The sequence below is a fragment of the Mycobacterium appelbergii genome (genome assembly GCF_032883035.1).
In the GTDB taxonomy this organism is placed as follows: domain Bacteria; phylum Actinomycetota; class Actinomycetes; order Mycobacteriales; family Mycobacteriaceae; genus Mycobacterium; species Mycobacterium appelbergii.
Genome location: NZ_JAMQTH010000003.1, coordinates 168,483 through 181,508, shown reverse-complemented (window position 1 = coordinate 181,508; position 13,026 = coordinate 168,483). Strand labels below are relative to the sequence as shown.

At 67.1% G+C, this 13,026-nt stretch carries 13 protein-coding genes and 1 pseudogene; 9 read left to right on the top strand and 5 right to left on the bottom strand.

The features are described 5' to 3' along the window. Positions 1-17: 17 nt before the first annotated feature. The gene (locus M1247_RS08140; RefSeq protein WP_317155784.1) at positions 18-605 is read right to left on the bottom strand and encodes a B-4DMT family transporter; all 588 of its coding nucleotides are present in this window, start codon (positions 603-605) and stop codon (positions 18-20) included. A gap of 33 nt (positions 606-638) precedes the next feature. On the opposite strand from M1247_RS08140, the gene M1247_RS08135 reads away from it, so the two are divergent. Genes M1247_RS08135 through nusB form a run of 3 tightly spaced genes read left to right on the top strand, consistent with a single transcriptional unit; the run spans position 639 to position 2,808 of the window. Beyond that, positions 639-1,745 (top strand): M24 family metallopeptidase, encoded by a 1,107-nt coding sequence (locus M1247_RS08135; protein WP_317155783.1) that lies wholly within the window; start codon positions 639-641, stop codon positions 1,743-1,745. Between the two features lie 24 nt (positions 1,746-1,769). After that, positions 1,770-2,333, top strand: a complete 564-nt coding sequence (gene efp, locus M1247_RS08130) for an elongation factor P (protein ID WP_317155782.1) — start codon at positions 1,770-1,772, stop codon at positions 2,331-2,333. Further along, complete coding sequence (gene nusB, locus M1247_RS08125; protein WP_317155781.1) at positions 2,326-2,808, top strand: transcription antitermination factor NusB; 483 nt, start codon at positions 2,326-2,328, stop codon at positions 2,806-2,808. Before efp ends, nusB begins: the two co-directional genes overlap by 8 nt. Before the next feature lie 86 nt (positions 2,809-2,894). On the opposite strand, the gene M1247_RS08120 is transcribed toward nusB, so the two are convergent. After that, complete coding sequence (locus M1247_RS08120; protein ID WP_410506834.1) at positions 2,895-3,233, bottom strand: hypothetical protein; 339 nt, start codon at positions 3,231-3,233, stop codon at positions 2,895-2,897. Positions 3,234-3,499: 266 nt separating this feature from the next. Here M1247_RS08120 and M1247_RS08115 point away from each other — a divergent pair, with 266 nt between their 5' ends. From M1247_RS08115 to M1247_RS08090, 6 genes are read left to right on the top strand one after another with little or no spacing between them, the layout of a single operon-like run. After that, on the top strand, positions 3,500-4,243 hold the full coding sequence (locus M1247_RS08115) for a GntR family transcriptional regulator (protein ID WP_317155780.1): 744 nt from the start codon (positions 3,500-3,502) through the stop codon (positions 4,241-4,243). Further along, positions 4,240-4,467: a 4Fe-4S dicluster domain-containing protein gene (locus M1247_RS08110; RefSeq protein ID WP_317155779.1), complete on the top strand. Its 228-nt coding sequence runs from the start codon at positions 4,240-4,242 to the stop codon at positions 4,465-4,467. The genes M1247_RS08115 and M1247_RS08110 overlap by 4 nt, the downstream gene beginning before the upstream one ends. 8 nt (positions 4,468-4,475) lie before the next feature. Further along, a complete protein-coding gene (locus M1247_RS08105; RefSeq protein ID WP_410506833.1) occupies positions 4,476-5,894 on the top strand; it encodes an ABC transporter substrate-binding protein in 1,419 nt (472 codons plus the stop codon). Beyond that, positions 5,891-6,742, top strand: coding sequence for an ABC transporter permease (locus M1247_RS08100; protein WP_317155778.1), 852 nt, complete (start codon positions 5,891-5,893; stop codon positions 6,740-6,742). The genes M1247_RS08105 and M1247_RS08100 overlap by 4 nt, the downstream gene beginning before the upstream one ends. After that, positions 6,739-7,497, top strand: a complete 759-nt coding sequence (locus M1247_RS08095) for an ABC transporter ATP-binding protein (RefSeq protein WP_317155777.1) — start codon at positions 6,739-6,741, stop codon at positions 7,495-7,497. Before M1247_RS08100 ends, M1247_RS08095 begins: the two co-directional genes overlap by 4 nt. Then, entirely contained in the window at positions 7,494-10,187 is a 2,694-nt protein-coding gene (locus tag M1247_RS08090; protein ID WP_317155776.1) for a fumarate reductase/succinate dehydrogenase flavoprotein subunit, read from the top strand. Before M1247_RS08095 ends, M1247_RS08090 begins: the two co-directional genes overlap by 4 nt. A 6-nt stretch (positions 10,188-10,193) precedes the next feature. On the opposite strand, the pseudogene M1247_RS36405 reads toward M1247_RS08090, so the two are convergent. The 3 genes and pseudogenes from M1247_RS36405 to M1247_RS08070 all read right to left on the bottom strand — a co-directional run bounded on the left by M1247_RS36405 (position 10,194) and on the right by M1247_RS08070 (position 12,951). Next, positions 10,194-11,030, bottom strand: a pseudogene (locus tag M1247_RS36405) (Rossmann-fold NAD(P)-binding domain-containing protein). A 36-nt stretch (positions 11,031-11,066) separates the two neighbouring features. Next, positions 11,067-12,269: a serine hydrolase domain-containing protein gene (locus M1247_RS08075; protein ID WP_317155774.1), complete on the bottom strand. Its 1,203-nt coding sequence runs from the start codon at positions 12,267-12,269 to the stop codon at positions 11,067-11,069. A 13-nt stretch (positions 12,270-12,282) separates the two neighbouring features. After that, positions 12,283-12,951 carry a class I SAM-dependent methyltransferase gene (locus M1247_RS08070; protein ID WP_317155773.1) on the bottom strand — a complete coding sequence of 223 codons (669 nt, stop codon included), beginning with the start codon at positions 12,949-12,951 and terminating at the stop codon, positions 12,283-12,285. Positions 12,952-13,026 lie beyond the last annotated feature (75 nt).

The window sequence follows — 13,026 nt, the reverse complement described above, 5'->3', positions numbered from 1 at the left end:
CCCTTGAACTGAGCTCGCTACTGCCGCGGCTGGTCGGGGTACTCCACCGGCGCCGTCTGGGCAGTGTCGGAGGGGCCTTCGGCGCCTGCCGTGTTGTCGGAACCGTTGGCGCCGACCGCGGCGAACACGTCGGTGTCGGCGCGGCCGTCATCGACGTGGGCGCCGTGGTGGCGCTGCACCTGGGGAGTCTTGCGGTCCACCAGCCAGCGGCCCAGGGTGACCCCGGCGACGCCGGCCACGAACACCAGCAACGCGGTGAACGCGGCGAATGTGGTGATCTCGTTCAGCAGCGCCTCGACATACACGCTCTTGTAGAACAACCCGATGAACCAGGTCACCGCCCCGCTGACGATGCCGGCGAACAACCCGGCCAGCAGCCAGGTCATCGCCAGATCGGCGCGGCGGTCCGGGTCTTCGTGTGCCCGCGCGTCGCCGTGTCCGTCGGCGTAACCCCAGATGAACACGGCGATGACGAACAGGGTGACCAATCCGATGCTGAACCACATGGCATTGCCAGGAGACGCGTTGATCAGTGCCCCCTGCAGCAAGCGCACGATGACCATCACGGCTGTGAACACGATTCCGCGCAATAACCACTTACTCATGGGGGCACAGCGTAGCGAGTAGCGTCAGCGACTGTGACTATTTCCCAGCGCAGGGACCGCCTGCGGGGCAGGCTTGTCGCTGCGGACCTGGACGCGATGTTGGTAACCGACCTGGTCAACGTGCGTTACCTGTCGGGATTCACCGGTTCGAATGCGGCGCTGCTGATTCGCACGGAGGACGCCACGCCGGTACTGGCCACCGATGGGCGCTATCGCACCCAGGCCGCGCAGCAGTCTCCCGACGCCGAAGTGGTGATCGAGCGGGCCTGTGGACAGCATCTGGCGCGGCGGGCGGCGGCCGAGGGCGTCCGCCGGCTGGGCTTCGAGAGCCACGTGGTGACGGTCGATGCGTTCACCGCGCTCACCACGGCGGCAGGCAACCGGGTGGAACTGGTGCGCGCGGCAGGCACGGTGGAGGAATTGCGCGAGGTCAAGGACATCGGCGAGATCGCGCTCTTGCGGCTCGCCTGCGAGGCTGCCGACGCGGCACTGGCCGACCTCGTGGAACGCGGCGGGCTGCGGCCGGGGCGCACCGAGAAGGAAGTGCGTCGCGATCTGGAGGACCTGATGCTCGACCATGGCGCCGACGGGCCGTCCTTCGAGACCATCGTCGCCGCCGGCCCCAACTCGGCCATACCGCACCACCGGCCCACCGATGCGGTACTCGCTACCGGTGATTTCGTGAAGATCGACTTCGGCGCGCTGGTCGCCGGCTATCACTCGGACATGACCCGCACCTTCGTGCTGGGCCAGGCTGCCCAGTGGCAGCGCGACATCTATGACCTGGTGGCCACCGCCCAGCGCGCCGGCCGGGAGGCGCTGGCACCCGGTGTGGTGCTCAATACGGTCGACGCGGCATCACGCCAGGTCATCGCCGATGCCGGATACGCCGAGAACTTCGGCCACGGGCTCGGACACGGGGTCGGCTTGCAGATCCACGAAGCGCCCGGAATCAACGGTGCTGCCGCCGGTACACTGCTTGCTGGCTCTGCGGTGACCGTTGAGCCAGGTGTCTACCTGCCAGACCGCGGCGGCGTCCGTATTGAGGACACGCTGGTCGTGAGCGGCGGCGAAAGCGCCTCCGGCCGGCCCGCGGCCGAACTGCTTACCCGGTTCCCCAAAGAACTGGCCATCCTGTGACACACGCTAGGAGCTATACCGACCATGGCATCGACTGCCGACTTCAAGAATGGGCTCGTCCTCCAGATTGACGGCCAACTATGGCAGATCACCGAATTTCAGCACGTGAAGCCCGGTAAGGGTCCTGCCTTTGTGCGGACGAAACTGAAAAATGTGGTCTCCGGCAAGGTGGTCGACAAGACCTACAACGCCGGTGTGAAGGTCGAGACCGCCACGGTCGACCGGCGCGATGCCACCTACCTGTACCGCGACGGCAGCGATTTCGTGTTCATGGATTCCGAGGACTTCGAGCAGCACCCGCTCTCGGAAGACCTCGTCGGCCGGGCGGCGGGTTTCCTGCTCGAGAGCCTGCCGGTCCAGATCGCCTTCCACGACGGTGCCGCGCTGTACCTGGAAATGCCGGTGTCGGTCGAACTCGTGGTCAGCCACACCGAGCCCGGCCTCCAGGGCGATCGTTCCAGCGCGGGCACCAAGCCTGCGACCATGGAGACCGGCGCGGAGATCCAGGTTCCGCTGTTCATCAACACCGGCGACAAGCTCAAGGTCGACACCCGCGACGGCAGTTACCTCGGCCGCGTTAATGGCTGATCGTCGTGGCGACCGCGGGCGGCATCAGGCCCGCAAACGCGCGGTGGATCTGCTGTTCGAAGCCGAAGCGCGTGGCCTGACGCCGGAGGCGGTCGCCGATGGGCGCGTCGCGCTGGCAGAGGACCAGGACGATGTGTCGCCGCTCAATCCGTACACGGTGGCGGTGGCACGGGGGGTTACCGAACACGCCGCACACATCGACGACCTCATCTCGGCGCATCTGCAGGGCTGGACGCTGGAACGGCTGCCCGCCGTGGACCGCGCCGTCCTGCGGGTCGCGGTGTGGGAACTGCTGCACGCCCAGGACGTTCCCGAACCCGTCGCCGTCGACGAGGCCGTCGAGCTGGCCAAGGAACTGTCCACCGACGAGTCGCCCGGGTTCGTCAACGGCGTGCTGGGCCAGGTGATGCTGGTGACCCCGCAGATCAAGGCGGCCTCCCAGGCCGTCCGGGGCACCGACACCGCCGAGTCCTGACCGGCGCCGTGCGGGGCCTCATCCAGATCAACGCAATGGTCGATTCGCCGCATGGGGATCGACCATTGCGTTGATCTGGACGTGGACTACGCCGGCGGCATCAGCGGCGGGCGGCACACGTTCGCCACCGGATCCCACCACCACCCGTTGTCACAGTCGAGCGGGGTGGTGGATACCGGCGGTCGGCAGGTGTTTGCCGCGGGATCCCACCAGCCGTTCGGGCAGTTGGGCACCGGCGGCGGCTGACATCTGTTCGCGACCGGGTCCCACCAGGAGCCACCCTCGCAGGCGGCAACGCTGACCGCAGGCGTCACCGCCGCGGTGAAGGTCATGGGTGCCAGCGCAGCGACGGCGACGATCGCGGCACGCTGCAACATCTTCTTCACGGTTCCTCCCGACACCGTCGGCGACTCAACAGTGTTCATCTAAGGAGATATGGCCGGTCACCGGGCAGTTCAAACACATAATTCCGGGTTGGCTCACAAGGTGCTGCGGGGCCGGGAACCGCTGTCCGGCAGCAATCGACTCACCCGGATTGTAAATTCTTTGTCTCGCACAGGTGGCGCAATGCCTGGTGCGGGCATGGTTTGACCTGGTACTGGTCGCCGGTGGGCGGCGCAATCAGTTAACCTGCGCCGAAGCTGATTTCGCCACACTGCAGCGGCGTGCGACAGGCCCTTACCGTGTTTGGGTGCCACCGCCTGAACCGACCCCCATCCGTCGCCCTCGCGCTGATCAGGCGCGCCAGGTGGCCGATGTGTTGCGCCACCAGATCTTTGACGGTGCCTATGCGCAGGGGCTGCCCGCCGAAGGCGAACTGGCCGCCGAGTTCTTCGTTTCCCGCAACACCGTGCGCGAAGCCCTCGGGGTGCTCAAGAACGAGGGGCTGATCGACCGCGGCACCAAGGTCGGCACCCACGTCACGGTGCGCAAGTACGATCACGGCCTCGACGCGCTCGTCGGATTGAAGGAGACGTTCAAGGACTACGGCGAGGTCCGCAACGAGGTTCGCGCCGTGCTGCAACTGGCGGCCCCGCCCGCCGTCGCACGCAAGCTGAACCTGGAACCGGGGGCCCAGGTGGTGTTCATCGAGCGGTTGCGTTACCTCGCCGAGCTGCCGTTGTCCCTGGACCTGACGTACCTGGTGCCCGACATCGGCGAGCAGGTGATGGCCTACCCGCTGGAGACCAATGATGTCTTCACGCTCATAGAACAAGTCACTGGCCAGCGACTCGGCACGGCAACCATTGCCCTGGAAGCAGTTTCGGCCGATCCGCATTCAGCGGCCACCCTCGCCGTGCCCGACGGTGCGGCACTGCTGATGGCTGAACGGCTCACCAGTCTGGACGACGGCAGACCCGTCGACCTGGAGTACATCAGGATGCGCGGTGATCGGATCACCATGCGCGGCAACCTCACAAGGAGCGATACATGACACTGGTCAATCAGCGCGCCGACGTCCCGGTGACCATCGACGAATCCCTGTGTATCGAAGGCTGCACCTTGTGCGTCGACGTGTGCCCGCTGGATTCCCTGGCGATCAACCCCGAGAACGGCAAGGCCTACATGCACGTCGACGAGTGCTGGTACTGCGGGCCGTGTGCCGCCCGCTGTCCCACCGGTGCCGTCAACGTCAACATGCCCTACCTCATCAGATAGAGGATGCCGTGAAAACACCGTTGATCGCACTGGCCGTCGGGCTCGTCTTGAGCACGGCCGGATGCTCGCTGGACTCCGCGACGAAATCGGCAGACACCGTCGACGTCGTCGTCGGCTACCAGTCCAAGACCATCAACACCGTCACCGCGGGCACCCTGCTACGCGCTCAGGGTTACCTGGAACGCAGGTTGGCCGACATCACCGCGAGCACCGGCACCAAGTACAACGTGACGTGGCAGGACTACGACACCGGTGCGCCGATCACCGCGCAGATGGTGGCCGAGAAGATCGACATCGGGTCGATGGGCGATTACCCCATGCTGATCAACGGATCGAAAACGCAGGCCAACGAGCGGGCCCGCACCGAAATCGTCTCGGTGACCGGCTACAACCCCAAGGGTGCGCTGAACATGGTTGTCGTCGAGCCGAATTCGCCGGCTCGGACCCTTGCGGACCTGGCAGGCAAGAAGGTCTCGGCGAGTGTGGGATCGGCAGGGCACGGCATGCTGGTACAGGCGTTGGGCAAGGCGGGTATCGATGCCAAGACCGGGGTCGAGGTGCTCAACCAGCAGCCACAAGTGGGCGCATCTGCCCTGGAATCCGGACAGGTACAAGCAGTTTCACAGTTCGTCGCGTGGCCGGGTCTGTTGGTCCAGCAGGGCAAGGCGAAGCTGCTGTATGACGGCGCCGAGTTGGACTATCCGACCCTGCACGGGGTGGTGGTGCGGCGCGCGTACGCGGCCGAGCATCCGGAAGTGCTCGACGCGTTCCTGCAGGCCCAACTCGATGCCACTGAATTCCTCAACACCGAGCCGTTGGAAGCGGCACGCATCGTCGCGGACGCCAGTGGGCTGCCTCAGGAGGTGGTCTATCTCTACAACGGCCCCGGCGGCACCTCGTTCGACACCACGCTCAAGCCCGATCTGGTGAACGCGCTCAAAGGTGATGTGCCGTATCTGAAGTCGATTGACAACTTCGCCGATCTCGACGTCACGGGATTCGTGCAGGACGGTCCGCTGCGTGCCGCTTTCGCCGCGCGTGGCCAGGACTACGACTCGGCGGTGAAATCGACCGCCAATCCGTCGGCACTGGGCGGCACCGACACGGTGTGCGGGACCGCCGTCGACAACCCGGCCACCGCCGGCGAACTCTGGCTGGACGGATCAGACACCACGACCGCCGCCGCGACGCCGACCTGCCTGCTCAAGGCGATCCGGGAAGCCGATGGCCGCGGCGCCAAGGTGCGGGCGGCCTACGTCCCCGATGCCGAACTGGGCACCCGCTGGTTCGCGGACAAGGCGGTGTGGGTGCGTGACGGTGACAACTACCTGCCGTTCGGCACACCCGCGGGAGCCGACCGGTACACCGGTGCGCATCCCGACAGTGCCGTCGTCGACTACCAGCAGGCACTGGCAGGTGCGGTATGACCACCACCGACGCCGTCTCCGCCGTCGTCGTCGAAGCCCCTGCACCGAGTGAGGCGCGCCGCGTGGCATCGCCGTGGCCGCACCGGCTCGTGCGGCTGGCCTCGGTGGTCAGCGCGATCGTGCTGTGGCAGTTGCTGACTGCCAACGACGTGCGGTTCGGGCTGCGGTTCGACACCTTGCCGACGGTCACCGAGGTGGCCGCGGCGCTGGCGAACCGCTTCGGCACGCCGGAGTACTGGCTGGACCTCGGCCAGTCGTTGATCCGCATCCTCACCGGCTTCGGTCTCGCCGCCGTCATCGGTGTGGTGACCGGGATTCTGCTCGGTCGCTCAACGGCTTTCGCCGACGTGTTCAGTCCGCTCACCGAGTTGGCGCGGCCGATCCCGGCGATTGCGATCGTGCCGGTGGCGATCCTGCTGTTCCCCTCCGACGAAGCCGGGATCGTGTTCATCACGTTCCTGGCCGCCTACTTCCCGATCATGGTCAGTGTCCGGCATGCGGTGCGGGCGCTGCCCACCATCTGGGAGGACTCGGTCCGAACCCTGGGCGGTGGCCGCGTCGATGTCCTGCGGCGCGTGGTGTTACCCGGGATCCTGCCCGGCCTGTTCGGCGGGCTCTCGGTAGGCATGGGCGTGGCCTGGATCTGCGTCATCTCCGCGGAGATGATCTCGGGTCGGCTCGGTGTGGGATACCGCACCTGGCAGGCCTACACGGTGCTGAACTATCCGGATGTGTTCGTCGGGATCATCACCATCGGAGTCCTCGGGTTCGGCACCGCGGCGGCGGTCGAACTCATCGGCAGGCGCGCCACCCGATGGCTACCGCGGGCCGAGGAGAGTGTGCGATGAGCGTGGCAACGACCGATACCCGCCTCGACGCCGGGATGCGATTGGAACTTGACGGGATCCGGCTGTCCTACACCGGTACTCCCGTGATCGACAGTCTGAGCCTCACAGTGGAGCCGGGTGAGATCCTGGTGCTCACGGGACCGTCGGGCTGCGGTAAGTCCACGCTGTTGCGGGCGCTGACCGGATTGTTGCGACCGGACGCCGGCCGGGTACTCGCCGACGGTCAACCGGTGCGGACCACCTCCCGCGACCGCGGCATGGTGTTCCAGGACAGTGCGTTGTTGCCGTGGCGAACCGTCCGCTCCAACATCGAACTGGCCTTGCAGCTTCGGGGTGAGCCGCGCAACAGTCGCCGGGACCGTGCCGACCGGTGGATCACCGAGGTGGGCCTGTCCGGTTTCGCCGATTTCCTGCCCAAGAACCTGTCCGGCGGGATGCGGCAACGGGTGCAGTTGGCGCGCGGACTGGCCGGCGCCCCCCGCGCGGTGATGATGGACGAACCGTTCGCCGCGCTCGACACCCAGACCCGTGCCGCCATGCAGCGGTTGCTGATCGACACCTGGCGTGCCCATCCGACCACGATCGTCTTCGTCACCCACGATGTCGACGAAGCGCTGATTCTCGGCGATCGTGTGGCGGTGCTGGGCCGCGCCGGCCAGCCGTTGCGCGCACTCATCGAGGTGCCGCAACCCCGTACCGATTCCGCCCGCTCGGCGTTGCGCGCCGAAATCATTGCCGCACTGGAGCAGTCATGACAGAACCGATCGCCGTACCCGCCCTCACCGATGCCACCCGCATCGACTGCGATGTCCTGGTGATCGGCGGGGGCACCGCGGGAACCATGGCCGCGCTCACGGCTGCCGAGAACGGCGCCCAGGTGCTGCTACTGGAGAAGGCGCACGTACGGCATTCGGGCGCCCTGGCCATGGGCATGGACGGGGTCAACAACGCCGTCATACCCGGTAAGGCAGAGCCGGAAGACTACGTCGCCGAAATCACCCGGGCCAACGACGGAATCGTCAACCAGCGGACCATCTATCAGACGGCCACCCGCGGGTTTGCAATGGTTCAGCGGTTGGAGCGGTACGGCGTCAAATTCGAGAAGGACGAGCACGGCGAGTACGCGGTACGCCGGGTACACCGGTCGGGCTCCTATGTGCTGCCGATGCCGGAGGGCAAAGACGTCAAGAAGGCGCTGTACCGCGTGCTGCGACAGCGTTCGATGCGCGAGAAGATCCGCATCGAGAACCGGTTCATGCCGGTCCGCGTACTGACCTATCAGGGCCGGGCCGTCGGGGCGGCCGCCTTCAACACGCGGACAGGCGAATTCGTCACGGTCGCGGCCAAAGCGGTGATTCTCTCGACCGGGGCATGTGGTCGACTGGGCCTACCGGCATCGGGCTACCTGTACGGCACCTATGAGAACCCGACCAACGCAGGCGACGGATACGCGATGGCCTACCACGCAGGCGCGGAGCTGTCCGGAATCGAGTGCTTCCAAGTCAATCCGCTGATCAAGGACGACAACGGGCCGGCCTGCGCCTATGTTGCCAACCCCTTCGGCGGGTACCAGGTGAATGCACTGGGGGAGCGTTTCGTCGACTCCGACTACTGGTCCGGTCAGATGATGGCCGAGGTGAAGCAGGAGATCGAGTCGGCCCGCGGGCCCATCTACCTGAAGGTCAGCCATCTGCCTGACGAGACGGTCACTGCGCTGGAGAACATCCTGCACACCACCGAGCGTCCGACCCGCGGCACCTTTCACGCGAACCGTGGTCACGACTACCGGACCCATGACATCGAGATGCACATCTCGGAGATCGGTCTGTGCTCAGGACACTCCGCGTCCGGGGTGTGGGTCGACGAGCACGCCCGCACCACCGTTCCCGGTCTGTACGCCGCGGGTGACCTGGCCTGTGTGCCGCACAACTACATGATCGGCGCGTTCGTCTACGGGGATCTCGCCGGCGAGCATGCGGCGTCCACGCTGACCGATGTGGCGGCCCCGACAGAGCTACCCGAAGATCAGTTGCGCGAGGCGCACGACTTGATCTACCGGCCGTTGCGCCATCCGGAGGGCCCGCCGCAACCGCAGGTCGAGTTCAAGTTGCGCCGGTTCGTCAATGACTATGTGGCACCGCCCAAGACCGCGACGAAGTTGTCGATCGCCGTGCAGACCTTTGAGCGGATGACCGCCGAGGTCGAGGGCATCGGCGCACGAACGCCCCACGAACTGATGCGCGCCGCGGAGGTGTCGTTCATCCGTGATTGCGCGGAGATGGCGGCACGGTCATCGCTGACCCGTACCGAATCGCGGTGGGGCCTCTACCATGAGCGCGCCGACCTGCCCGCCCGCGACGACGAGCAGTGGCGCTACCACCTGAACCTGTACAAGGACGATGACGGCACCATGCAGTTCGTCAAGCGGCCCGTGGCACCGTATTTCGTGCCGGTGCCCGAGTTGGACCACCTTCCCTCTGAGGACCCGGTGACCCACGTCCACCAGCCGGACCTGCGTGCTGGCCGCGCACCCGAGGCGCAGCGTTCGCGGCTGCGCGCGGAATCGTCGGCGCAGCCGCCCTCGCCGCGCATCGCGGCCGTGCTGGCGCTCGAGGAGCCGGCCCTGCCTGACCTGGCGGGTTACCTGGCAGATGACGACGCCGGGGTACGGCGCACCGCGGTCGCGACGTTGGTCGAACATCTGCCCGACGGCTACCAGGCCGAGCTGGTCGCGGCACTCGACGACACCGATGCGGCAGTGCGACTCGAAACCGCTGATGCGGTGCGGGAACTCGTCGAGGTTTTACCGGAGCCCGCAGCATTCGCGGTCCGTCTCGACTCACCGGACCCGGTGGTCCGGGCCGTGGCCGTCTACCTGCTCAGTGCACGGCGCGTGGAAGCCGGTGCGGCCTACCGGGCCGCGTTGGCCGACGCCGATCACCGGGTGCGGATCGAAGCAGTGCGGGCACTGGTGTCGGTCGACGACGAGGACGGGGTGGCGGCCGCCGGTGGCGACGAGAACCGCGAAGTGCGCATCGCGGCCGCCAACGGGCTGGCCACGCTGCGCTCCGGTGTCGGAGCCGTGCGGGCGTTACTGATCGACCCGGACCCGTTGGTGCGGGCTGCCGCGCTGGCGTCGTTGGCGACCGTCGGTTGTGCCGGGGACGACGTGGTCAGTGTGCAGAAGGCGCTCACCGAATCGGCGTGGCAGATCCGGCAGGGGGCGGCGCGGGCATTGGCCGGGGCGGCCCCCGCCGTCGCGGTGCCGACCCTGTCGCAGGCATTGAGCGATAAGCACCTCGATGTCCGCAAGGCCGCGGTGCTGAGCCTGAGCAGGTGGGCCGACTCGGAGACCGCCGCCCGGGAAGCGTTGACGGGCGCCCTGGACGACGGCGACGCCGATGTGCGGGCCTATGCGCGCCAAGCGTTGTCGCGCGCCGGGTGAATGTCTTTACCGTCGGTACTGCGGCAACTCGATGGCATCTGCGACGGTGAACCACTTGCGTTCGGCGAAGGACTTGAACGGTCGGCGCTGCATCCACTTCATCACCTGGGCCGTGACGGCGATATCGCTGCCGGACTTGGGCAGGTAGCCGTCGACGCCGTTGGGTAATTGCCTGCACCGCTCGATGTAGGGCGCCATGGTTGCTTCGTAGCGCGACAGCGCGGCTGAGAGGCCTTCGGGTTCAAAAGAATCCGCGGGCCCCAGCTCGCCGGCCAGAACGTAGGCACCCACCAACGCCAGGCTGGTTCCCATCCCGGACAGTGGGGACGCACAGTATCCGGCGTCACCGACCAGGGCACCCGCCCGCGTGACACGGTCGGCATGTGTACCTGCAGGAACGGCGGTCATAGTCGATCGGCTCGGAGCGAAATGCCAACCCGGCCTTGCACAGTGCCGGGTCATGGTACGGCCGCATCGACGCGTTCAGTCCCGGTTCCTGATACATCAGATACCAGCCGTCCAGGCCGACGGTGTCGGGCGCGGCTGGGACACCACACCGTTGCCGCCGAATGCCTCCACCGGCATCTCGGCGCGGCGACGGTCGTCGGCGCGTATCCAGGCGATGCCACGCTGGTGCAGCGACCGGCTCCGCATCTCGTCCATCAATCCCATCCGGGTGACCACCTCGCGGCCCGCGCCGCGCAGGTCGACGGTCTGTCCGCCCGGCCGGATCCCAGGCGCCAGCTCGGCGATGATGACGCGATAGCCGGAGTCGGCCAACCAGTGGGCGAGAGCCGGCCCCGCGATGCCTGCGCCGCTGATGAGTGCAGTGGGCTGCGTCATGGATCTGAGGGTATCCGGGTCATGGCCACCCCGAGCTCAGAGATCCAGTGCCTGATAGGTACGGCGGACGAAACGCGGTTGGGCCGCTTGCAGTTTCGCCAACGAGGTGTTCCCGGCGATCGCGGCGGCGTCGACCGACAGTTCCGGGTGATTCTGGACCAGGTAGATCAGGATGAGATCCGCCGACGGATCGGCCTGCCACCAGGTGCCGTAAGCGCCGGGCCAGCTGAACGTCCCGAGCCCGCCCGGTCCGAACAACTGACGTGACCGAGCCGGATCGGTGACCACCGACAGGTTCAGGCCGAACCCGCGGCCCACCCAGAACGGCGAGCCCAGAAAGGGATACCGCTTCTGCTCGGCGGTGAGCCGGTCGGTGCGCATCAGCCGGACCGATTCCTCCGAGAGCACCCGCACCCCGTCGACCGTGCCGCCGCCCAACAGCATCCGGGCGAATCTGAGATAGTCGTCGACCGTCGAGAACAGGCCTGCCCCGCCGGTGCAGAACGGGGGATCGGTGATCGGCGGCGGCCCCATCACGTCGTGGGTCAGCGTATTGCCGTCCGTCAGCTTGTACATCGTCGCGGCGCGCCGCCTGCCTGCGGGATCCACCGAGAACCCGGTGTCGGTCATGCCCAACGGCGCGAAGATGCGTTCGGCGAGCACCTGGGAGAGCGGCTTGCCCTCGATCCGGGACAGCGCGATCCCCAGCACATCGGTGGCGTGACTGTAGGTGAGTCGATCCCCGGGTTGATGCGCCAGCGGCAACCTGGACACCTCGGCGAGCCAGCGGTCCTGGTCCTGGCGTAACGACAGCTTCCCGTACGCCGAGGCCAGCGGCCCCAGCACCGAGAACACGTACGCCAACCCGCTGCGATGGGTCATCAGGTCGTCGAACGTGATCGGTCGGCGGGCCGGTTCGGTGCGGTCCAGCGGGCCACCCGGTTCGAGCAGCACCCGCATGTCGGACAGTTCGGGCAGCCACTTGGTCACTGGATCGGCCAGGGCCAGCTTGCCTTCCTCGGCCAGCGCCATGGCGGCGGCCACGGTGACAGGCTTGGTCATCGACGCGATCCGGAAGACCGTGTCCCGTTGCATCGGCAGTCCGGCGTCGACATCGCGCCGGCCCAACTCGTTGACCTGCAACACTTTGCCCGCCTGCCAGACCAGCGTGACCGCGCCGGCAAGCAGGCCGGCGTCGATCGCGTCTCGAATGGATGCTTGATTGCCGTCGAGGTTCACCCGGCCAGGGTAGTCAGCCGCGCTGTGCTTCCAGCAGCCAGAAGGTCGCCTCCTGCCCATCGCCGGCGGAGCCGCGAATTGAGCCAGTGTGTGGCAGCCGGGTGACCTCCGAGGTGAGCGAGGTGATGGTCCAGCCGGCATCGCCCAGCGTGCTGCGCAGGATCTCCTCGGACACGGTCGGCGCACCCCAGTCGGCCTGCTCGAGATTCGCGTCAGAGAAGGCGCCGAGCAACAGGGTGGCGCCGGGCCGGGTGGCGCGGTGAACGGCCGCGGCGTAACTGCGCTTGCCTGCCTCATCGAGGCAGTGATACATCCCGCTGTCGACCACGGTGTCGAACGCGCCGTCGTAGCCGTCGAGTCGGGTGGCGTCGGCGACGGCGAACCTGACGCTCACCTTGGCGTCGGCGGCGCGCCGCTCGGCGGTGATCAGCGCGGTCGGGGAGAGGTCGAGGCCGGTTACGGTGAAGCCCTGCTGCGCCAGGTAGATGGCGTTGTCGCCGAGCCCGCACCCGATGTCCAGGACGTCGCCGTGCACCAGGCCGGCTTCCGCCCAGGCGACGACATTCTCCTTCGGGGCCTTGGTATCCCACGGCGGCGTGGTGATGGGCGGCACACCCGGGGCCGGACTCTCTCCCCGGTAGAGGGCGTCGAAGTCGAACTCGGAATTCGTGGGACCGGTCATTTTCGCCAGCGTAGTCCGGCTCTGTTAAGCTGCCCGGCAGTTCGACATCCTTTAACGATCCGTCCCGCGAGGCGG